Source organism: Bacillus cereus (assembly GCF_025917685.1).
Classification (GTDB): domain Bacteria; phylum Bacillota; class Bacilli; order Bacillales; family Bacillaceae_G; genus Bacillus_A; species Bacillus_A cereus_AT.
The window spans coordinates 3,152,919-3,173,611 of sequence record NZ_CP089518.1; the positions used below are offsets into that span (position 1 = coordinate 3,152,919).

The window sequence follows — 20,693 nt, forward strand, 5'->3', positions numbered from 1 at the left end:
TAAATTTTTAAGATGTTTATTTCTTTTCTACTGCATGTCCGCCAAATTCATTGCGCAGAGCTGCTACAACTTTTCCTGTAAATGTATCATTGTCTAATGAGCGGTAGCGCATTAATAGAGACATTGCGATAACAGGCGTTGCTGTTTGAAGGTCTAATGCTGTTTCTACTGTCCATTTCCCTTCACCAGAAGAATGCATAACACCCTTAATTTCATCTAGTTTTGCATCTTTAGAAAATGCATTTTCAGTTAATTCCATTAACCAAGAGCGAATCACTGAACCGTTGTTCCATACTCTTGATACTTTTTCATAATCGTAATCAAATTCACTTTTCTCTAAAATCTCAAATCCTTCACCAATAGCAGCCATCATACCGTATTCAATTCCGTTATGAACCATTTTTAAGAAGTGACCACTACCAGCTTTTCCAGCATATAAGTATCCATTTTCTACAGCTGTATCACGGAAGACAGGTTCAACGATGTCCCAAGCTTCTTGATCTCCTCCGATCATGTAACAAGCACCATTACGAGCGCCTTCCATTCCGCCAGAAGTTCCTGCATCCATAAAGTGAATGCCATCTTTCTTTAGTTGCTCGTATCGGCGAATAGACTCTTTATAATGTGAATTACCAGCTTCAATTAAAATATCTCCTTTTGAAAGCAATGGTGTAACCTCTTCAATAACAGAATCAACAACAGCGTGCGGAACCATAACCCAAAGAATTCTTGGTGATTGTAATGACTGAACAAGTTCATTTAAGCTAGATACACCTATAGCTCCGTACTCTTTCATTTCTTCTACTGCACTTGAATTTAAATCAAATGCTACTACTTCATGTTTATGATCTATTAAATTTTTCCCTAAGTTTAATCCCATTTTACCTAAACCAATTAATCCTACTTGCATAATATAATTCCTCCTCAAATCATCTTTTATTAAAAATCCATATCACTACAATCTGGAATGCCTTTCAGCACTAATAAGTTAGTATGTACAGAAAGGTATTCACAGTCATAGCTTACGAATTCAATACATTTTTTGTAATTTGAACAACATTTTCTGTCGTAAATCCAAATAGATTCATGACTTCAGCTCCAGTTCCTGAAGCTCCAAATGTTTCAATCGATAATATTTTTCCTTCTTGTCCTACATAACGCTCCCATCCAAGAGATACACCCATCTCAAGAGATACTCGCTTCGTTACAGAAGACGGAAGAACTGATTCTTTATATTCTTTCGATTGGCGATCGAATAACTCCCAGCTCGGCATTGCAACGATACGAACAGAAACTTGATCCTCTTCTAATTTTGCTTTCGCACTAGCAGCTAAGGATACTTCAGAACCTGTCGCAATTAAAATCACATCCGGCTTTTCATTCGTTTGTGTTAATACATAAGCTCCTTTAGAAATATTCTCTATGTTCGCTTTCGTTTCATTAAACACCGGTAAATTTTGACGGCTAAGTACTAAAACGACTGGACCATCCGTTTGCTGTAAAGCATAAGCCCAAGCACTCGCTGTTTCATTTGCATCTGATGGGCGGATAACTGTTAAACCAGGAATTGCCCGAAGAGCTGCCAATTGTTCAATTGGTTCATGCGTTGGACCATCTTCTCCTACAGCAATCGAATCATGTGTAAATACGTAAGTAACAGGTAACTTTTGCAATGCAGCAAGTCGAATAGATGGACGAAGATAATCATTAAATACAAAGAATGTACTCACGAACGGTTTTACTCCTCCATGAAGTGCAAGCCCATTCGCTGCCGCGCCCATTGCATGTTCACGTACACCGAAGTATATATTTCGGCCAGCATACGATTCTACCGCATACACTGCTTCACCTTTTATATCTGTCATAGTGGAATGCGAAAGATCTGCACTTCCACCGAAAATAGAAGGTATCGATTTCACATAATGATTAATAGCTTCCCCACTTGCAACACGAGTTGAAATTGTTTTTTCCATATCGAAGGATAGAATGTCTTTCGCTTCGATTAAAACCTCACCTGTAATCGCTTTTTCTAATTCATCTGCTAGCGCAGGATTCGCTTCTCTGTATAAGTTGAACTGCTCATTCCATTCGTTATCTTTTTCAATACCTTTTTGTTTCAGTTCATTAAAATGAGCTTTCACTTCTTCAGGTACAAAGAAATCTTCCTCATAATGCCAACCATACACTTGTTTTGTCGCTGTTGCCTCTTCTACTCCAAGCGGATTACCATGTGCTTTGTTTGTTCCAGCAACTTTTGGACTTCCGTAACCTATAATGGTTCTAATTTCTATAAGAGTAGGTTGGTCCGTATTGTCTTTCGCTAATTGAATAGCTTTAGTAATAGCCTCAACATCATTTCCATCTTCAACTCGTACATATTGCCAATGTGCAGATTCTACCCTTTTTTGAATATCTTCAGAAAAAGCAATGTTTAATTCACCATCAAGTGAAATTTCATTTGAATCATACAGTACAATTAACTTACCAAGTTTCATATGCCCTGCCATTGACATCGCTTCATAAGCGACACCCTCCATTAAGTCACCGTCTCCAACTAAAGCATACGTATTGTGATCGATAATAGAGTAACCATCCCTATTAAACTTCGCTGCTAAATGAGCTTCTGCCATTGCCATTCCGACAGCATTGGCAATCCCTTGTCCTAACGGGCCTGTAGTTGCTTCAACTCCAGGAGTATGACCAAACTCAGGGTGTCCTGGTGTTTTACTATTTAACTTTCTGAAGCTTTTCAAGTCATCAATTGAAACGTCATATCCAGCTAAATGAAGTAGGCTATATAATAGACTCGATCCATGTCCCGCCGATAAAACGAATCGATCACGGTTAAACCATTTTGGGTGATTAGGATTGTAATTTAAATGATTCGCCCATAATGCATAAGCCATTGGTGCTGCGCCCATCGGAAGACCTGGATGACCTGAATTTGCCGCATTAATAGCATCAATTGATAACGTACGAAGTGTATTCACTGCTAATTGATTTATATTTTGTGCCATAGTAATTGTCCCCCTAAATACTTTCATTAAAGAAAATACTTATTTTTCCGTTTTTTGATCTAACCACCATTTAAATCCACTTTCTTGTAATAGTTCATTAGACGCATCTGGACCATATGAACCCGACTCATATTCATGAAGTGGCAATAAGTTTTCCTCGAATGCTTCAAGAATTGGTTGTACCCATTCCCATGACAATTCAACTTCTCTCCAATGTGCAAAGAATGTAGCGTCTCCACTCACAGCATCATGAATGAGTCTTTCATACGCTTCAGGTACTCCCACATCCGCTTGCTCGCAAGTAAAGTTAATACGGATCGGTTCAATTTCTCCATTTTTCAATGGATTTTTACTATTTAACTGTAATGAAACGTTCTCACCTGGGCTAATTTCAATTATTAATAAGTTAGGTTCTGCATTTGGATTATTATCTTGATACTGCTGTTTTAACGTATTTTTAAATTCGATTACAATACGAGTAGACTTTTCTTTCATTCTTTTGCCTGTTCGTATATAAAATGGAACGCCTGTCCAAAATGGATTATCGATCCACAAGCGAGCAGCAACAAATGTGTCTATGTTAGAAGAAGGATTTACTCCTGGCTCCTCTTTATATGCTACAACTTGCCCGCCTTTTATCTCTCCTGCAGAGTATTGGCCGCGAACGATATGGTTCTGAACATCTTCTTTTTTCACTTTACGAAGCGTCTCCATTACCTTTCGTTTTTCCTCTCGAATTTCACATGCGTTAATCTTTTCCGGCAGATTCATAGCAGTCATCATTAATATTTGTAACATATGATTTTGAACCATATCACGAATGGCTCCTGCATGATCATAATATCCTGCTCTTTCTTCAACCCCAACTGTTTCACTCGCTGTGATTTGTACATTCGCTATATGTTCTTTATTCCAAATCGATTGGAGAACAGGATTTGCAAATTCTAATGCTTCAAGGTTTTGAATCATCGGCTTACCTAAATAATGATCAATACGGTATATCTCATCTTCTTCAAACGTTCGACTAAGCTTATCATTAAGCTCACGAGCAGATTTAAGATCGTGCCCGAACGGTTTCTCAATCATCAAACGTTTCCATCCATCCGTTTTATCGAGTCCGCTTTCCTTAATATTTAAAGCAATTGTCTCGAAAAATTCAGGTGCAACTGAAAGGTAGAACATTCTATTACCTTTTATGTTTAGTTCTTCTTCCCTTTCACGAACGACTTGTAATAATCTCTCATAGTCTTCCGGCTTACTCACATCTAATGGACAATAACGAAAATTATCTAAAAAACCTTCGAGTTCTGGAGTACCTTCTTCTCTATGACGGGAAAACGTCTCTATTGATTCTTTTATTCTTTTTTGAAAATCTATATGAGATACTTCACGTCTTCCAAGCCCAATAACGGATATTTGCTTTGGAAGCTTTTGATCACTATATAAGTTATATAGTGCGGGGTAAATTTTACGTTTCGCTAAGTCGCCTGTCGCTCCAAATAAAACAAAGGTCATTGATTCCAATTTCAGTCCCCCTCTTGTTGTATAATCCTGGTCAATATATTAGAAATGAATTGTACAGAAGCCCATGTTTTATAAAAAACAAAGAGTTATCAAATTCCAATTCTTTTTTATACCTTTCGCTTTCTAATTGTCCCCAATATTAATAGTGCCAATTCAAAGCATTTCTACCACAACTTACTTATTTATCGAACTTAACAAACTAATGTATATTCAATTACTTTTAGTAATTAAATAACCTTACGTCTAGTATATTAACTATATAAATTACTATCGTCAATAAAAATGTCTCGAAATAAAGATTCTTTATTTCGTAATAGTTTTTTTGTGTATTCCTAGTTACCATCCATTTTCAAAGATAATGATCAATACAATAAATATCAGCTTTATCAAAACTTTTAATTACCTTCGTATTTAACTCACGAGCAGATTTTACACTATGACCAAAAGGCTTTTCTAAAATGAGACGGTTCAATCCTTTTGTAGCCCACAATCCACTTTCCTTAATATTTAAAGCAATTACATCAAATACTTCTGGTATAACAGATAGGTAAAACATGCGATTTTTAGGAATGTTTAATTCTGTTTCACGCATCTTTACAAGACTCAACAAATCTTGATAGTCCTCTATATTCGCTGTATCTAATTGACAATAACGAAATGTGCTAATAAATTCTTCTACTCCTGGTTCGTCATCAGTAGATATTCTAGAAAATGTAGCAAGGGATTGTTCTACCTTTGTTTGAAATTCCACATCTGATATTACCCTTCTGCCAATACCGATAATCGAAATAGATTGCGGTATATTTTGATTACTAAATAGTTTGTATAAAGCCGGATACATTTTGCGTGTCGCTAAATCCCCTGTCGCTCCGAATAAAAGAAATGTCATTGAATCCATTACTTGTTCATTTCCATCTCTTGTAATACATTTTTATCTCCATATTGCATAAGTCCTATCGCTTTCATTCTTTATACTCCTTTACAACGCAGGGAAATGAGGTAGTACTTCTTCTCCTAGCTCATCCAATACTTCGTCAGCCGGGCGTTGACCATCAAATAGAGCAAGGAATAAATGATTCACACCAATACTTCGGTATATATCAAGTAATTCAATTAGTGCCTTACGCCCTGTACGGTAACCTAAACGTATTGGTGTAGGTCGTTCATTTGGATCTTCGGATAAGTCTAAATGCATCGGCTGTATAAATGGTTTGAATACATCTTGGTGATAATCCTCTACTAGTTCTCGCCATTGTCCAATTGCTGCTGCCTGATGTACCGGACTACGTGGGTAATACATCCATCCATCGCCATGTTCAGCGAACCATTCCATATTTTGCTGACTAAAACCTGTGATAAAGGTTGGAACGTGCTTAGACGGTTTTGGAACTAAATTCGCTCCATGCACTTCTCCTAGTGTCGACTGGATAGATGGGAAGTTTTTATACAAAATCTCTTCCAAGTAAGCAAACGCTTCTCTAAACTTTTCACCTCGTGTTTCATGACTAACACCTAACGCCTTAAAATCAGCACGTCTGTCACCGGATGAAACGCCAAGCATAATTCTTTCTGGAAATAGTTGATCCAATGTCGCAATTTCTTTCGCCACACGCAATGGATGACGAAGTGATAATACAGTTGCCGACGTTCCAAATGCGATTTTCTCTGTTTTGCTTGCTAAATACGTCAAATAAATCATCATATCGTAAATTTGACCTGTTGCAGGATCGCCAAAGTCAGGATCTTGTAGCAAAACATCTCGAAGCCATACGCCTGTAAAACCGTATTGTTCCGCTTTTTGTACTAACTCTACTTGTTTTTCCATCGTTGGAGCATGAAACTGATAATTTTCAATCGGAATGTGAACTCCTAACGTAAGTTGATCTTTTGCAAACATACGATTATATCCAAAATGATTCGCAAACTTTTCCATGTGTTTCACTCACTTTCCTTCATTCATATAAATCTATAATTTTCTTTAATTTCGGTATTTTTTTCCAGAATTCATAAACAATACTGTACACCTTGTTGCCGATGGTAATCGTATTACCCCAAACATAATCGTTATAACTTTGTGCTACGAGTGTTATTATAAATCGGTCATAACATGAATAACAGTACGTACTTTAAAGTGATGTAGGTACTTTTAAGTACCTATACTAAGTGAGTAATAATAAAGTGAAACTTTAATCAGTGGGGGTTTTGTTCATCCCACACTGATTATTAGTTGAATCAATCGGGCTTTTACAGGCAGCCCGACCCCCACATAACTTCTTTGCTTCCGCTGAATTTTGAGGTGGGGGTCTTACTGCCCGGCAAATAGCAGAATAAACGTAATTAATAAATCATGCTGTAAAAAATAACATCTATCCTTTCTTCAAAAAGCTTTACAGTTGCTTTTGCAAGTGCGTTGCATTATTTCACGTACTTTCCCCTTCTTTATATAAAATTCTCACTTGCCAAATTCAAAATATTATACTTATTTTTCGTACTTTGCTATGCTATAACCACAAACAGGAGGTATAAACAATGAAAGCACAAGTTATCCATTCTTTTGGGGATTCATCTGTATTTCAATTAGAAGAAGTTTCAAAACCGAAAACTTTACCAGGTCATGTTCTCATTCATGTAAAAGCAACTAGTGTAAATCCAATCGATACAAAAATGCGTAGTGGTGCCGTTTCATCAGTTGCTCCTGAATTTCCAGCTATATTACACGGGGATGTAGCAGGTATTGTTATAGAAGTGGGAGAAGGCGTTTCAAAATTCAAAACTGGTGATGAAGTATATGGATGTGCCGGAGGTTTTAAAGAAACTGGTGGGGCACTTGCAGAATTTATGCTTGCTGATGCACGACTGATTGCTCACAAACCTAACAATTTAACAATGGAAGAAGCAGCTGTCTTGCCATTAGTTGCAATTACAGCTTGGGAATCTTTATTTGATCGTGCAAATATTAAACCTGGTCAAAATGTTCTCATTCATGGAGCTACTGGTGGCGTGGGACACGTTGCCATTCAACTAGCTAAATGGGCAGGTGCTAAAGTTTTTACAACAGCTTCTCAGCAGAACAAAATTGAAATAGCCCATCGTCTAGGAGCCGACATAGCTATTAATTATAAAGAAGAATCTGTTCAAGAATATGTTCAAAAACATACGAATGGCAACGGATTTGAAGTTATATTTGATACGGTAGGTGGCAAAAATCTTGATCATTCTTTTGAAGCTGCTGCAATCAATGGAACTGTCGTAACAATTGCAGCTCGTTCAACCCATGACCTCTCTCCTTTACACGCAAAAGGACTTACTCTGCACGTTACTTTTATGGCGTTAAAAATATTACATACAGATAAACGTGACGCTTGCGGGGAAATTTTAACTAAACTAACTCAAATAGTAGAAGAAGGAAAACTTCGTCCATTGCTAGATTCGAAAACTTTCACGTTTGATGAAGTTGCACAAGCACATGAACACTTGGAGTCGAATAAAGCAATAGGTAAAATAGTATTGAAAAACGTTTGGTAACTATAACTCGATAATAAAAATAATGATTCATTCATGCGGTTTAGCTTATTAAGCTTAATGCATAGATTAATTGTACAAATGTTAAACAAGGCGATCAAAAATGATCGCCTTGTTCTTTTTAAAAATATAATAGTGTTTTTTGGATTTCACCAATAGCATATCCCTATCCCTAAATAAAGCGAATAACTCTACTATAACTAGACCGTATTATTACATTTGAATATTACTTATGAAATTTCACACGCTCTTCAAGCGGTTGGAATTCTTTTTCACCTGGTGCAGCTATTGGATTACCAAATGGCATTTGTGCAATTAGTTTCCAATTAGCAGGGACATTCCATTCTTGTTTTACCTCATCGTCAATTAATGGATTATAATGTTGTAAAGATGCCCCTAATCCCTCTGCTTCTAATCCTGTCCACACGACTAATTGATGCATACCTGATGCTTGGTGTGACCAAATTGGGAAGTTTTCAGCATATGCAGCAAATTTTTCTTGAAGCGATTTAACTATAGCCTCATCTTCAAAGAATAGTACTGTTCCATAACCTGCTTTAAAGGAATCCATTTTTTGTTGCGTTCCTGAAAAATCTCCATCTCCAACTACTTTTCTTAATGTTTCAGTTGTAATATCCCATAATTTATTATGAGCTTCACCAAATAATACAACTAATCGCGCAGTTTGAGAATTGAAAGCTGAAGGAGTATATTTCACAGCAAACTCCACGATTTCTTTAATTTTTTCATCTGATACTTGTACCTCTTTATTAATCCCATAGTAAGTACGTCTTTCTTGCAATGCAGTATAGAAATCTTTTGTCATAATTCAATTCCTCCTAAGTTTTAATATTCTTCAAAATGATACATCTCGAAGATAATATGCGTTTAAATGAGTCCATTTTTGAATCATTGAACTTCATAACACCCATTGTCAGTCATTCTGAATCTAAACACACTGCTTCCTTTAGTTGCCCTAAAAAAGCCTTATTACATCATTGATACAATCTAGTGATCATTCGGTACTATTTTACCCATTCTCTATTCATGTATCCTGCGTGTTTCATATTTACACAAATATGAAAATAACCTTAAATTGATGGTCAAAAAAGCCAGGTAGCATGAATAACGCATCACCTGGCTTTTTACATTTTAAATTTAAGTTCAACTAAACATTACCACTGAATAGTAGTAAAAACTATACCCGTCACTTATTTAATAATTAACATCTCATAAGGATGTTGTTCCATAAATCTATTCTCCCAAGGAATCTCTAATGATGTCCAATTTGAACCACCGTCTACTGACTGATAAACCCCTTTATTGCTAAATAGATAGAACGTTCCATCACTTGTTGCCTTTAATACTGGTATGATTGTGCCTTTAGGAGTTGGTAAACCTACATTCATTTCTGCCCAAGGCTGATCTTTTTCTTTCTTATAAATAAATGATTCACATTTTCCATTATTGTAATCATGCGCTACATGTGGATTTGAAGATGTCGCGATAATAATATTTTCTGGATCATTTGGGTTAACTGCCATTTGATATGCGTAATGATGCTTTAACCCACTACACATATAGTTCCAAGTCTTACCTCCATCATTACTCTCCGCATATTCTTGACCTGGTTCTTTCAAGAATGAATCACCTAACACCCCATATAAACGATTTGGAGCATTGCGATGCGATTTAAGAATATGAATATCTTGAGGATAGTTCCCCTCTTTTTCCTCAGTCCACGTCATACCGCCATCTACACTTTTAATTAATCCCCCAACCTCAATCGTTGTATAAATAGTTTCTGGATTATTAGCATCAATTTCAATATGTTTTACGTGGTGCGTATATGTTCTTTGAGGAAAGAACCATGATGAATACGATGGCATTTGTCGATAATCCGTTAGCAATTCAAAACTGTCTCCTCCATTTTTGGATACAAACATGGCGCTCGGTTCAGTTCCTACATATACGATCCCGTTACCGTCATCACCCTTCTCTGGAGATACAGAAACTGCTGTAATAGCTCTCATATGAATAGCATTGGCCGGGAACACTTCACCAAAAGAAGGTAACGTACCAATCGCTTCCCATGAACTTCCTCCATCTTTGCTTCTCCATAATCCCCTATCAAAAGTACCACAATACATTCTTTCTTGGTCGTATGGATCTAAAGCTAACGCAACTGGATTAGCACCTACAAACTGTGATTGGACGCTCCATGTTGAGTCTTTTTTTTCTGCAATTACAAGTTCTCTATCAAACGCTAATATGAATTTTTCCATAACTAAAATCTCCTCGTTTCATAAATTCCCTACTATATTATTTAAATTTTGAACATTACAAGTTAAGAAATGGCATTTATATGCTATAGCATATAAATGATGAATTTTATAAGGAATATGTGATTAATAACTTACATTATATAATTTGTTAACTTCACATCAGTACGATGAACAAGATATCCTGTTAAATCATATAAGCCCATATGCCACCTCCAAACAACTTATAATATACATGCTATAGCATACATTTTATAGAATGCATTATTTTATGTCAAACTTTATACTATTTTAAAATCAGTTTTCCACATAACCTAAAACAATTCAAAAGTCATAAACAGAAACACTTTATTGAATAGAAACTATAAAAAAAGAGCGCAATTTTTTGCACTCTTTTACTCATTTCTATTAGAAATCAAAGTTATCAGGATCTGGACCAACGCGGTGATTTTGATTTAACGCATCGATTTTTTCCATATCTTCTTTCGTTAATTCAAAGTTAAATACATCAGCGTTTGCAATAATACGGTGTTCTTTCGTTGATTTTGGAATTGTAATAACTCCATTTTGTAAGTCCCAACGTAGGATAACTTGCGCTGTTGTTTTACCGTGTTTATCAGCAATTGCTTGTAATGTTTCATTATCTAATAATTGACCTTGCATTAGCGGTGACCATGCTTCCATTTGAATACCTTGTTCTTTACAGAAAGCTTGTAATTCTTTTTGTGTTAAACGAGGGTGGTATTCTACTTGGTTAATCATTGGCTTGATTTCCGCATCTTTCATTACATCTTGTAAGTGATGGATTTGGAAGTTACTTACACCAATTGCACGCACGCGTCCTTCTTTATAAAGTGTTTCTAGCGCTCTCCATGTATCTTTATATTTTCCTTCTACAGGCCAGTGAACAAGATATAGATCTAAATAATCTAGTTCTAATTTTTTTAAGCTCTCTTCGTATGCAGCAATTGTTTCTTCATACCCTTGATCTGCGTTCCATACTTTTGAAGTGATAAATAATTCTTCTCTTGAAATTCCAGTCGCTTCAATACCAGCACGGATTCCTTCACCTACAGCTGTTTCATTTCCGTAAATCGCCGCGGTATCGATGCTGCGGTATCCTGCTTTAATCGCTGATTTAATTGCTTCTACAAGTTCTGGTCCTTCTTCTACTTTAAATACACCTAAACCGAACCAAGGCATTTCTACACCATTATTTAATACTGTTTTACTTTGTAAGTTTTTCATTTTATTTTCTCTCCTTTTATTTTGCTTGATCTCTTTTTTCTAATGTCATACTCCATGCTGTTAAAATAACAGCACCTACTACCATAATGCCGCCTACCCAAGCCGTATGAATTAACCCTAACGAGTTCGTTACAATACCGCCTAAATAAGCACCAAGAGCAATCCCAGCATTAAACGCCGCAATATTAATTGCCGATGCAACATCGACAGCACTCGGTACAAATCGTTCAGCTAACATTACGACATATACTTGTAACCCTGGAACATTCATAAATGCGAATAGTCCCATGAAAATAATTGTGATTAACCCAGCTACCTTAAATGGTGCTGTAAATGTTAAAACAAATAATATAATCGCTTGAATAAAGAACATGTAAAATAGCGCTCGAATTGGATTATGATTCGATAATTTCCCGCCAATCACATTCCCTATCGCAATGGCGATTCCATACACTAATAAAATGATAGTAACCGTATTTGCTTTAAATCCTGTTACCTCTTGTAATAACGGAGATAAATACGTAAATGTTACGAATGTCCCCCCATATCCTAATGCAGTAATGATGAAAACTAGTAACAGTCTTCCGTTCGTAATCAGTTTAAACTGATCGCGGACTGACACAGACGTACCTTTTTTCATATTAGATGGGATTAGAATACTATTTGCGATTAAGGCAATAATTCCTATTACCACGATTGCTAAAAATGATGTTCTCCAGCCAAATTGTTGACCAATAAAAGTTCCAATTGGCGCACCTGTAATAGTCGCAACTGTTACGCCAGTAAACATAATTGCAATCGCGCTAGCACGTTTATTTTCTGGTACAAGTGCCGCAGCAATCGTTGAACCAATTGACATAAACACACCATGCGAAAGCGCAGACACAATTCGCGCAATAAGTAATACAGTGAAACTTGTTGCGACAGCTGCAATTCCGTTACCAATAATGAAAATAACCATAATCCACATTAATAACGTTTTTCGTGACATATTAGCTGTTAACGACGTTAATACTGGAGCACCAAATGCTACGCCTAACGCATATAAAGAAACTGTTAAACCCGCTGTTGTAACCGACACATGTAAATCTTCCGAAATAGATGGTAGTAAACCGACACTAACAAATTCTGTTGTCCCAATCCCGAACGCACTAATTGCTAGAGCTAATAACGCAAATATACTTCTTCGATTCGTCTGAACTTCTGAAGACGATGCTGTATATGAATTCAATTGAGTTTCCCTCTTCCCTATAATTCCTATCATAATAGTGCGATAAAAAGACCTTTTTATCTTTCAAAAAATATATTTAATCTCTACAAACGCTATTATGAATGGTTTCATTCTCTTTTTAAAGAACGCACTTTAAAGTACGATAGGAACTTTTTAGTACCGTACTTCTTACTTTTCTCTTGCATGTACTATTATGAAATACATTTAAAATAATGAATAGTACGTACTTTAAAGTGCTGTAGGTACTAAAAAGTAACATAGTTAATTACTAGTACTATAAAGTGAAACTTTAATCAGTGGGGGTTTTGTTCATCCCCCACTGATTATTAGCCCTCACCAATCGGGCTTTTACGGGCAGTTCATCCCCCACCTAGCTTCTTTGCTTCCGCTGAATTTTGAGGTGGGGGTCTTACTGCCCGGCAAATAGCGGGATAAAGCTTGTTTCCCTCTCACATGTGCTATTATGAATGATATTTAACATAATAAAAAGTACTATAGGTACTAAAAAGTAACATTTACATAACCTAGCTTCTTTTGCTCAAAATTGAAATCTACATTCAACAATGAAGGGTTTCATATGGAGAAATACACTCTTCCTGTAGAGGCAACTTTAGAGGATATCGATTAAAAATGGAAGAACAGTGCTATCCGAAGAATAGCGTACAACCGGACATAGAATATTCTTTAACTGATTACAATCAATCTTTAGATTCTATACTAGATTCTCTTATCCTTTTCATCTAGAAAAGGGTGAGAATACGCTCATGCTCATTTCCCCAGATAAATAATAAAAAAGGTAAAAACGAACAAAAATATGTTCATTTTTGCCTTTTTATTTAACGATTAAAATGTACGACTTTTGGAAAGAAAGTCGTTATCGGCTCCTGTTACACCGCTTTGCCCCCAGTTTCCTGGAATCATTTCACGAATAAGAATTAGCACTTTATCCAAAGGTGCATGAGTATATTTAGATGTTAATTGTGTAAGTTCGTTTACCCACTTATCCTTTGTCTCTTGATCAAATGTATTCCATATATCAATCTTGATAATAGCCATTCCATCAACGTTACTATCCGGTGTATTGTAAGACTCTTTTGTCTCCCAATTGGACACCCTACTTTTCTCAGCAAAGGTAGCATCACTTGCTACAGCCCCAGCTTTCCCCCAATTTTCTTTCTCAAGTTCCGTTATCAACACTTGAATTTTGTCAGGGACAATTTTTAATAGTTTTATTGTAATTTCCGTTACATTATAAATGAATTCCTTCTTTTCTTCTGTTGACATGGTTGGCCAAGTATTTAGTTCAATTAATGGCATAGTATTGCCCCCCTAAAGTTAATTATTTATTCACTAACTACAATTATTGGTTCAAATGATTTTTAACTGCTCTTACTACCAATTCGTGATCTTCTTCTGGTGGTAATCCCGAAACCGTTATCATTCCAATAACCCCTACGTTTTTTATTCTGATAGGAAAGCATCCACCAAACGCAGCATATTCCGAAGTATCTAAAAGATATTTTTCATTATATGAAATTCCAGTTATCTCACTTTGTATCTGCATATAATACGAGCTATGATCATGCAGGGAAACGACTCGTTTTTTACGCTCAATCCATTTCGTATTTTCCTCATTTGTCCCTGTCATCTTGAAATGAAATAATTGCACACCATTTTTCGTTATATCAACAGCAATCAATTTCCCTTCTTGCTTCGCTGTTTCAACGATACATAAACCTAGTTGCAAGGCATCTTCATTTGCAAAAGAGGAAAATTGAAGTGTTTCCTCCTCTTTTAAAATTTGTTTACTTATTTCATTCAAATTTGAAGTACTCATATCTTTAACCTCCATAATTGTTTTATGCCACACCGACATTTTTTGAAATTATTAGGCCATATAATATAACCTTTCAAACAATCTGAATCTAAATAAACTGCTTTAACATCGTTAGTAACTAGTACCGTAAAGCTTGTTTTTTTCTTACTGGTGCTATTATGAATGATATTCAAAGTTATAAAAAGTACGCACTTTAAAGTGCTATAGGTACTTTAAAGTACTATTCTACTTATCCCCATCTTACAGAGACTATTATGAAATATATTTAACATCTTAAAAATGTATGTACTAAAGAATAATATTTTTAATATCAAGCTTTTTTGCTCAATGGCTGTAATTCAAATTCATCAAATTTTTGTATCAAGACAAATGAAAAATAAAAAGAACCTAGCCGATACTAGATTCTTTTCCAATCAAAAAACACTCTTATATTTCTCGTGTGTTGTTACAAACGACTTAGAATAGAACTCCTACTAAAGGCTCATTTTAATTACAGTAAAAGATTGGTGAAACAAATACATTACACCACCTAAAAATAGGAGGCAACAAAAATGAGTGAAAAAACAGCAGGATTCTCACAAGTAAATCACGTCGGAATTACAGTAAGTAATTTAGAAAAATCTATCGTTTTTTATGAAGCATTAACAGGTAAGAAAATATCAAACATCGATAAAATTGGCGGAAAGAGAATGGCGCAAACCCAAGGACTTGAAGATACTCGTATTAAATATGCCAACCTACACTTAGACAATTTGAATATCGACATTCTAGAATACGTTGTCCCTAAATCAGATAAAGCCTCTTACTCAAATGATCAAATTAGTGCGATGCATCTTTGTTTTGAAGTAGAAGATATCAATGCCGCTGTAGAACGTCTAAAAGCAATTGGAATAGAACCAGATGGAGAACCTATTGTCTTCCAAGAAGATGATGGCTTGAAATCTGGATTTGGTACAGGTGTTGCCTACTTCCGTGATCCAGATGGTACTAATTTAGAGCTAATTGCTCCAAAAGGTCCATTTAGACGTGACTAATTACAATAAGCTGCCCATTTGGACAGCTTATTTACATAATTATCGTTATTGGCAGTGAAATGACTTTACACATCTAAGCTATTGATGATAGATAATATTTGATGAATGGAACTATTTAAAACCAAAGGATTGATCTTACAGAAACTTAAAAATACAAATAGATATCATATTTATTATAATTTTTAAACTCCCCCATTAACTAGCTCTTTTATCGAGTTTAATTTTGAAGAAAGCTCAATAAACCATTCTTCATCCCCTGTTAATAATGCTAGATCTATAAGATAAAGAATTTGCTCCTTATTGATTACCTTTGATTCAGGGAGTTTGTTAACGTGTTTACTAAAGAGTAAAATCGCTTCGTTTATTGTGTACTTGTCGTCACGTTTCACAATGCTAACTGTAACTACATCTTCCACTTTATCAAGGGATACAATGTAACCAACTATAAATTCACCCTCATTTGATATTCCACGAACCCAATCTCCTACTTTTAAAACTTGATTATTATTTGACATCATAATTTTTCACCTTCTTATAAATATTTTTTGTGACGATATAAAAGATATAAAAACGAAATTGAACTGTAATATTTTTCGTTACATTTAAGTGTTAAGAACTCACGGCTATATAATCTTTAAGCCGCTTAACGTTCTTGATTAATAAGATCAACAACTTCTTTCATTGTATAATTCTTTAAGTATTCACCTAGATGCTCTTCCGCGCCTAAGAAAATGGCAAAAAGAACTTTTCGCATGTTCGATCCTACAACACACTGATCATTCGATTCCGGACACTTCGGCTGCAATGCACCTTCAGAGGTTATTTGATAAATATGCCAGAGATTAACTTCACTTAAATCACGAGCGAAAATAAAACCTCCACCAGTTCCCTCTTTTGATTGTATGAACTTATGTTTTTTTAACAAACTTAGCACTTTGCGAATGCGTACTGGATGAACACCTGCACTTTCTGAAATAGCACTACTTGTTGACATCCGGTCTGACTGTAAAGCTAAATAAGTTAAACTGTGAATGGCCAAGGTAAAGTCGCTGTTCATTGTTTTCCTCCTATGATCAAAAATGTTGTTTCTCGTATATTAACATACTGTAGCCATAAATATTACAGATAGGTTGGTCGAATGTTAAAATATATATAAATAATTCTTACCATAAAAAATAAATTCCTTTATATTCTATCCGGACTCGCCTATATTCCATAACTTCATTTAGCTTTTTAAGTTAAAAATACATTTAACGACTCCATTGTTTCTTCACTTGTTCTTCTGCCAACTGTTTAATTTTTGTCCATATCGTATTTTTGCTTACAATAACATTTGTTTGATAATTTCTATCGTTATAATTAACTGTTACGCATACTTCTATCACCTTCTGTTTCCTCCTTTCAAATTTTTTTATATTTAATTGCTGAAAAGTCTTGGATTTAGTTATAATCTCTAACCTACAACTTCATTTTTTAAATAATCAAATTTAAAAATCCCACTGTTTTTTGACTTGTTCTTCTGCCAATTGTTTAATTTTTGTCCACACCGTATCTTTGCTTACAATAACATTTGTTTGATAATTTCTATCGTTATAATTAACTGTTACGCATACTTCTATCACCTTCTGTTTCCTCCTTTCAAAAAATTTCTCTTTCATACTATTACTTATTAATTAGCCAACTTTTGCAGTTCAATATTTAAGAATGTTCGAACGCTACGTGGTAAAAATTTACGAATTTCTTCGTCATTAAAACCAATCTGTAATCTTTTCTCGTCCAGCATAATTGGGCGACGCAACATTAGCGGATGCTCAATTATTAATTTATAAAATTCATTCAGCGAAAGCTCATCTATATTTATATTTAAGTCTTGAAAAGTTTTAGATCTAGTTGAAATAATTTCAGTAGCACCCTCTTCAGTTAAACGAAGAATGGATTTAAGTTCATCCACTGTCATAGAATTGGATACGATATTTTTTTCAGTATAATCAATTTGATTCTCTTCAAGCCATGCTTTCGCTTTTCGACATGAACCACAGCTTGCTGTTGTATATAAAACCACCATATTTCACTCACTCCTTTAATTTTCTTTATGAAACGTACATGTCAAATATCGGTTATTGAAATGTATTAAAAAAGATTACAGTTCAAAAACAAATACACGTAATATTATTTATTCGGCAATGTTTCGTTTATTTCTACTATTCGTTTCTTTTCATGCTTCTTTTATAAAATTATTGAAACTACATTTTACAGACGATGACCACTCACTTTTAAAAATCTTACTGTAATTTTAAACATTACAGTAAGATTAATCAACTGTTAAGTCTTGGAGTAATTAATCATTTTTTGTGTGAATTTCCCCATAGCGTTATGGCGAACCAATTTCCAATGCACTTCAAAATACATTTTATTCATTTCTTGCTTACATGTGCTATTATGAAATATATTTAGCATAATAAATAGTACGCGCTTTAAAGTGTTATAGGTACTAAAAAGTAATGTATGCATTTTCAAGTGCCGTTCTGCTTATTTCTCTCTTACATCGGTTATTATGAACGATATTTAGCACAATAAATAGTACGCACTTTAAAGTATTATAGGCACTAAAAAGAAATAATTTTAGTATGTGAATCCAAAACTGTAATCTAAATTTATCAAAGGAGTTTTTTATGAAGACATATAATATTCCTGTCGAAGCAACTTTAGAAGTTATTGGTGGAAAGTGGAAAGTTGTTATTCTTTGTCATTTAAAAAAGGGAACAAAAAGAACGAGTGAATTAAAACGGTTAATGCCTGGTATTACTCAAAAAATGTTAACACAACAATTACGTGAATTAGAAGAAGATGATGTAATTCAAAGAAAAGTATATGACCAAGTACCACCGAAAGTAGAGTATTCTTTAACTAATTACGGTTCGTCTTTAGGAGCCATACTCGATTCCCTCTGCACTTGGGGCGAAGTTCATCTTGAAAAAAACGGAAACACATCCATGCTTATTACAGCCGATGAATAATAACCGTTCCTATTGTAGCTACATTGAAGACAAAAAATAGGTCGAGGCATTACTTGCCCCAACCTATTTTTTATGCCTCTTTATAACTTTTTTGCGGTAATGACTGTTTCGAATTCAAAGGTTTCCGGCAAATGATCGGCGTAAGAGTACTCAAAAGTGCGTCCATCCGTTAAGTAGGCTACTTGTTCAACTCTCATTAGGAAATCTTGATTTGTTAAGTTCATAAACTGCTTTTCTTTATCATCTGGGCGAATTCCTTTGACCCTAACAACGGATGTTCCCACTTCAAGACCTAGTTTATTTTGAATGTGCGAGTAGATCGACTCCTCTAAAACCGAAGCTTCAACACCTGGGATGACCGAAATAGGCATCCATGTATGTTCCATAATCGTTGGGATACTGTGAATGATACGGAGGCGAATGATTTTATATACAAAATCCCCTACTGAAATGCCCAATTTTTCAGCAATGATTTCCTCGGCTCCGACAATCGTAAACTCGATAATTTCACTTTCTACCTCACTGCCGTAAACAGCTTTCGTACCTGTTAAAGTTTGAATCATTCGTGCCTTTTCCTGCTGACGCCAATCTTGAACGACTGTTCCACTTCCGCGCCGGCGGATGATGTATCCGTCTCTAACTAACAAATCCAGCGCTTTTTTAATAGTAAGAGCTGAAACCCCAAATTCTTCAGCAAGGACGGGGCTACTTGGAATTTTTTCGTTAATTTTATATTCACCGTCTAAAATTTGCTGTTTAATTTTTTGATAAATGCCGAGGTATTTTACTTGTGTTGATCCGCTTGCCATTTCCATACCTCCTTTAAGCTGTATTCCCTCTTCTATTCATTCAAATGTAAAGCCACAAGTTTGTAAACTGAAGGTGATTGAGCAGCAAATCCATTTTCCAAGATTTCAATATTCGTTACTGCTTCTTCGTCTTTCACAAGCTTTGGTGCACCATTTACGATTGTTTCATATGCTGCATCATAGAAACGACCGTAATCACCAAGCGGCGTTTTAATTTGTTTTTCAATCCAATCACCATTTGCATTGCGATATTTAGCAATTCCATAATACATCGGTGAATCTTCACCAAATCCTGCACTCTCAGGCATAATACCTGCTTTCAAATCATTCTCTTGCTGATCTTCACCATATTTAATAAATGATCCGTTTGTTCCATGAACGATAAAACGTGGATAATCTTTCGCTACAACATGGTTCGTTTTTAGTTTAATTTTCAGCTGATTTCCGTAATGTAGACCAACATCGAAATAGTTATCAACGGCACCTTCCTCTTCATTATTGCGAATATCGTATGTCACCGTATCTGGACGGCCAAATAGTGAAATCATGCGGTCCATCGTATGAATACCTAAACTATAAAATGAACCTTCTTCTTTTGGACCTTCGTGAGTGATTGAACCAGGACGGAAGTAATCAATATGTGATTCAACCTCAACAATATCACCAAGAAATCCTTGTTCAACAACTTGCTTCACCGATAAGAAATCACCATCAAAACGACGGTTTTGATAAGGCATAACTACTACACCTTTTTCTCGGCCTAAAGCTAATAATTCTTTAGCATGTTCTACTGTATCGCAAAATGGTTTTTCAACGATAACTGATTTTCCAGCAAGTATAACTTTTTTTGCTAATTCGTAATGCGTATGTGCTGGCGTACAGACCGTCACCACTTGAATTTCTTTATCATTCAACAATTCATCCAAATTAGTAGTAAAACTAACACCTTTTTCCTCATACGGAGCCGCTAATTCTTCATGAATTTGGCGAGCAAAAATCGTTTTCACTTTTATATTTTTACGTGCATTTACATAAGGTAAATGATAGCGGTTAGCTGATTTTCCAAATCCAATAAAGCCCATTGTTAATATCATATTCTTCAACTTCCTTGCTCCTATATTTTCGATTCTATATTTATTATATATTTTTATTATCAAAAGTATATAGTTTTG

Annotated in this window: 21 protein-coding genes; 3 read left to right on the plus strand and 18 right to left on the minus strand. The window is 35.2% G+C overall.

Translation table 11 applies throughout. From position 1 onward, the window contains the following. Nucleotides 1-16: 16 nt before the first annotated feature. The 5 genes from gnd to LUS72_RS16390 all read right to left on the minus strand — a co-directional run bounded on the left by gnd (nucleotide 17) and on the right by LUS72_RS16390 (nucleotide 6,474). On the minus strand, nucleotides 17-910 hold the full coding sequence (gene gnd, locus LUS72_RS16370; RefSeq protein ID WP_264447284.1) for a phosphogluconate dehydrogenase (NAD(+)-dependent, decarboxylating): 894 nt from the start codon (nucleotides 908-910) through the stop codon (nucleotides 17-19). Nucleotides 911-1,022: 112 nt separating this feature from the next. After that, nucleotides 1,023-3,017 (minus strand): transketolase, encoded by a 1,995-nt coding sequence (gene tkt / locus LUS72_RS16375; RefSeq protein ID WP_264447285.1) that lies wholly within the window; start codon nucleotides 3,015-3,017, stop codon nucleotides 1,023-1,025. A gap of 39 nt (nucleotides 3,018-3,056) precedes the next feature. Beyond that, nucleotides 3,057-4,541, minus strand: coding sequence for a glucose-6-phosphate dehydrogenase (gene zwf / locus LUS72_RS16380; RefSeq protein WP_264447286.1), 1,485 nt, complete (start codon nucleotides 4,539-4,541; stop codon nucleotides 3,057-3,059). A gap of 349 nt (nucleotides 4,542-4,890) precedes the next feature. Further along, entirely contained in the window at nucleotides 4,891-5,439 is a 549-nt protein-coding gene (locus LUS72_RS16385; protein WP_264447287.1) for a glucose-6-phosphate dehydrogenase, read from the minus strand. An 81-nt stretch (nucleotides 5,440-5,520) separates the two neighbouring features. Next, a complete protein-coding gene (locus tag LUS72_RS16390) occupies nucleotides 5,521-6,474 on the minus strand; it encodes an LLM class oxidoreductase (RefSeq protein ID WP_264449069.1) in 954 nt (317 codons plus the stop codon). A 596-nt stretch (nucleotides 6,475-7,070) separates the two neighbouring features. Here LUS72_RS16390 and LUS72_RS16395 point away from each other — a divergent pair. Next, on the plus strand, nucleotides 7,071-8,066 hold the full coding sequence (locus LUS72_RS16395; RefSeq protein ID WP_264447288.1) for a zinc-dependent alcohol dehydrogenase family protein: 996 nt from the start codon (nucleotides 7,071-7,073) through the stop codon (nucleotides 8,064-8,066). Nucleotides 8,067-8,289: 223 nt separating this feature from the next. On the opposite strand, the gene LUS72_RS16400 is transcribed toward LUS72_RS16395, so the two are convergent. The 6 genes from LUS72_RS16400 to LUS72_RS16430 all read right to left on the minus strand — a co-directional run bounded on the left by LUS72_RS16400 (nucleotide 8,290) and on the right by LUS72_RS16430 (nucleotide 14,700). Beyond that, a complete protein-coding gene (locus LUS72_RS16400; RefSeq protein ID WP_097833235.1) occupies nucleotides 8,290-8,889 on the minus strand; it encodes a nitroreductase family protein in 600 nt (199 codons plus the stop codon). Nucleotides 8,890-9,274: 385 nt separating this feature from the next. Continuing rightward, nucleotides 9,275-10,348 (minus strand): WD40/YVTN/BNR-like repeat-containing protein, encoded by a 1,074-nt coding sequence (locus LUS72_RS16405; RefSeq protein ID WP_097833236.1) that lies wholly within the window; start codon nucleotides 10,346-10,348, stop codon nucleotides 9,275-9,277. Nucleotides 10,349-10,753: 405 nt separating this feature from the next. Next, complete coding sequence (locus LUS72_RS16410; protein WP_264447289.1) at nucleotides 10,754-11,593, minus strand: aldo/keto reductase; 840 nt, start codon at nucleotides 11,591-11,593, stop codon at nucleotides 10,754-10,756. Nucleotides 11,594-11,609: 16 nt separating this feature from the next. Beyond that, nucleotides 11,610-12,824, minus strand: coding sequence for an MFS transporter (locus LUS72_RS16415; protein ID WP_264447290.1), 1,215 nt, complete (start codon nucleotides 12,822-12,824; stop codon nucleotides 11,610-11,612). An 843-nt stretch (nucleotides 12,825-13,667) separates the two neighbouring features. Next, nucleotides 13,668-14,141, minus strand: a complete 474-nt coding sequence (locus LUS72_RS16425) for a tautomerase family protein (RefSeq protein WP_097833441.1) — start codon at nucleotides 14,139-14,141, stop codon at nucleotides 13,668-13,670. Between the two features lie 43 nt (nucleotides 14,142-14,184). Beyond that, entirely contained in the window at nucleotides 14,185-14,700 is a 516-nt protein-coding gene (locus tag LUS72_RS16430; protein ID WP_141533441.1) for a heme-degrading domain-containing protein, read from the minus strand. A gap of 512 nt (nucleotides 14,701-15,212) precedes the next feature. Here LUS72_RS16430 and LUS72_RS16435 point away from each other — a divergent pair. Beyond that, nucleotides 15,213-15,695: a VOC family protein gene (locus tag LUS72_RS16435; RefSeq protein WP_097833443.1), complete on the plus strand. Its 483-nt coding sequence runs from the start codon at nucleotides 15,213-15,215 to the stop codon at nucleotides 15,693-15,695. A gap of 182 nt (nucleotides 15,696-15,877) precedes the next feature. Here the strand turns inward: LUS72_RS16435 and LUS72_RS16440 are convergent, their stop codons facing one another. From LUS72_RS16440 to spxA, 5 genes are all read right to left on the minus strand, one after another. Beyond that, nucleotides 15,878-16,213, minus strand: coding sequence for an IDEAL domain-containing protein (locus tag LUS72_RS16440; protein ID WP_071747490.1), 336 nt, complete (start codon nucleotides 16,211-16,213; stop codon nucleotides 15,878-15,880). A gap of 125 nt (nucleotides 16,214-16,338) precedes the next feature. Continuing rightward, nucleotides 16,339-16,752 (minus strand): Rrf2-family transcriptional regulator SaiR, encoded by a 414-nt coding sequence (gene saiR / locus LUS72_RS16445; protein ID WP_264447291.1) that lies wholly within the window; start codon nucleotides 16,750-16,752, stop codon nucleotides 16,339-16,341. A gap of 193 nt (nucleotides 16,753-16,945) precedes the next feature. Further along, nucleotides 16,946-17,080, minus strand: coding sequence for a BA3454 family stress response protein (locus LUS72_RS16450; protein ID WP_141533442.1), 135 nt, complete (start codon nucleotides 17,078-17,080; stop codon nucleotides 16,946-16,948). Nucleotides 17,081-17,182: 102 nt separating this feature from the next. After that, nucleotides 17,183-17,317, minus strand: a complete 135-nt coding sequence (locus LUS72_RS16455; RefSeq protein ID WP_000573535.1) for a BA3454 family stress response protein — start codon at nucleotides 17,315-17,317, stop codon at nucleotides 17,183-17,185. A 47-nt stretch (nucleotides 17,318-17,364) separates the two neighbouring features. Then, nucleotides 17,365-17,760, minus strand: a complete 396-nt coding sequence (gene spxA / locus LUS72_RS16460) for a transcriptional regulator SpxA (protein ID WP_000261180.1) — start codon at nucleotides 17,758-17,760, stop codon at nucleotides 17,365-17,367. 607 nt (nucleotides 17,761-18,367) lie between these two features. Here spxA and LUS72_RS16465 point away from each other — a divergent pair. Continuing rightward, a complete protein-coding gene (locus LUS72_RS16465) occupies nucleotides 18,368-18,712 on the plus strand; it encodes a winged helix-turn-helix transcriptional regulator (protein WP_071711655.1) in 345 nt (114 codons plus the stop codon). A gap of 80 nt (nucleotides 18,713-18,792) precedes the next feature. Here LUS72_RS16465 and LUS72_RS16470 read toward each other — a convergent pair whose 3' ends face one another. Both LUS72_RS16470 and LUS72_RS16475 read right to left on the minus strand, forming a co-directional pair. Continuing rightward, nucleotides 18,793-19,521, minus strand: a complete 729-nt coding sequence (locus tag LUS72_RS16470) for a GntR family transcriptional regulator (RefSeq protein ID WP_097832635.1) — start codon at nucleotides 19,519-19,521, stop codon at nucleotides 18,793-18,795. 32 nt (nucleotides 19,522-19,553) lie between these two features. Further along, a complete protein-coding gene (locus tag LUS72_RS16475; protein WP_264449070.1) occupies nucleotides 19,554-20,615 on the minus strand; it encodes an oxidoreductase in 1,062 nt (353 codons plus the stop codon). Nucleotides 20,616-20,693 lie beyond the last annotated feature (78 nt).

Bases quoted from the DNA above. Each gene is read 5' to 3' on its own strand.
- gnd (WP_264447284.1), bottom strand. From the start codon at position 910: ATGCAAGTAGGATTAATTGGTTTAGGTAAAATGGGATTAAACTTAGGG.
- tkt (WP_264447285.1), bottom strand. From the start codon at position 3,017: ATGGCACAAAATATAAATCAATTAGCAGTGAATACACTTCGTACGTTA.
- LUS72_RS16385 (WP_264447287.1), bottom strand. From the start codon at position 5,439: ATGGATTCAATGACATTTCTTTTATTCGGAGCGACAGGGGATTTAGCG.
- LUS72_RS16390 (WP_264449069.1), bottom strand. From the start codon at position 6,474: ATGGAAAAGTTTGCGAATCATTTTGGATATAATCGTATGTTTGCAAAA.
- LUS72_RS16395 (WP_264447288.1), top strand. From the start codon at position 7,071: ATGAAAGCACAAGTTATCCATTCTTTTGGGGATTCATCTGTATTTCAA.
- LUS72_RS16400 (WP_097833235.1), bottom strand. From the start codon at position 8,889: ATGACAAAAGATTTCTATACTGCATTGCAAGAAAGACGTACTTACTAT.
- LUS72_RS16405 (WP_097833236.1), bottom strand. From the start codon at position 10,348: ATGGAAAAATTCATATTAGCGTTTGATAGAGAACTTGTAATTGCAGAA.
- LUS72_RS16410 (WP_264447289.1), bottom strand. From the start codon at position 11,593: ATGAAAAACTTACAAAGTAAAACAGTATTAAATAATGGTGTAGAAATG.
- LUS72_RS16425 (WP_097833441.1), bottom strand. From the start codon at position 14,141: ATGCCATTAATTGAACTAAATACTTGGCCAACCATGTCAACAGAAGAA.
- LUS72_RS16430 (WP_141533441.1), bottom strand. From the start codon at position 14,700: ATGTCGGTGTGGCATAAAACAATTATGGAGGTTAAAGATATGAGTACT.
- LUS72_RS16435 (WP_097833443.1), top strand. From the start codon at position 15,213: ATGAGTGAAAAAACAGCAGGATTCTCACAAGTAAATCACGTCGGAATT.
- LUS72_RS16440 (WP_071747490.1), bottom strand. From the start codon at position 16,213: ATGATGTCAAATAATAATCAAGTTTTAAAAGTAGGAGATTGGGTTCGT.
- saiR (WP_264447291.1), bottom strand. From the start codon at position 16,752: ATGAACAGCGACTTTACCTTGGCCATTCACAGTTTAACTTATTTAGCT.
- spxA (WP_000261180.1), bottom strand. From the start codon at position 17,760: ATGGTGGTTTTATATACAACAGCAAGCTGTGGTTCATGTCGAAAAGCG.
- LUS72_RS16465 (WP_071711655.1), top strand. From the start codon at position 18,368: ATGAAGACATATAATATTCCTGTCGAAGCAACTTTAGAAGTTATTGGT.
- LUS72_RS16470 (WP_097832635.1), bottom strand. From the start codon at position 19,521: ATGGCAAGCGGATCAACACAAGTAAAATACCTCGGCATTTATCAAAAA.
- LUS72_RS16475 (WP_264449070.1), bottom strand. From the start codon at position 20,615: ATGATATTAACAATGGGCTTTATTGGATTTGGAAAATCAGCTAACCGC.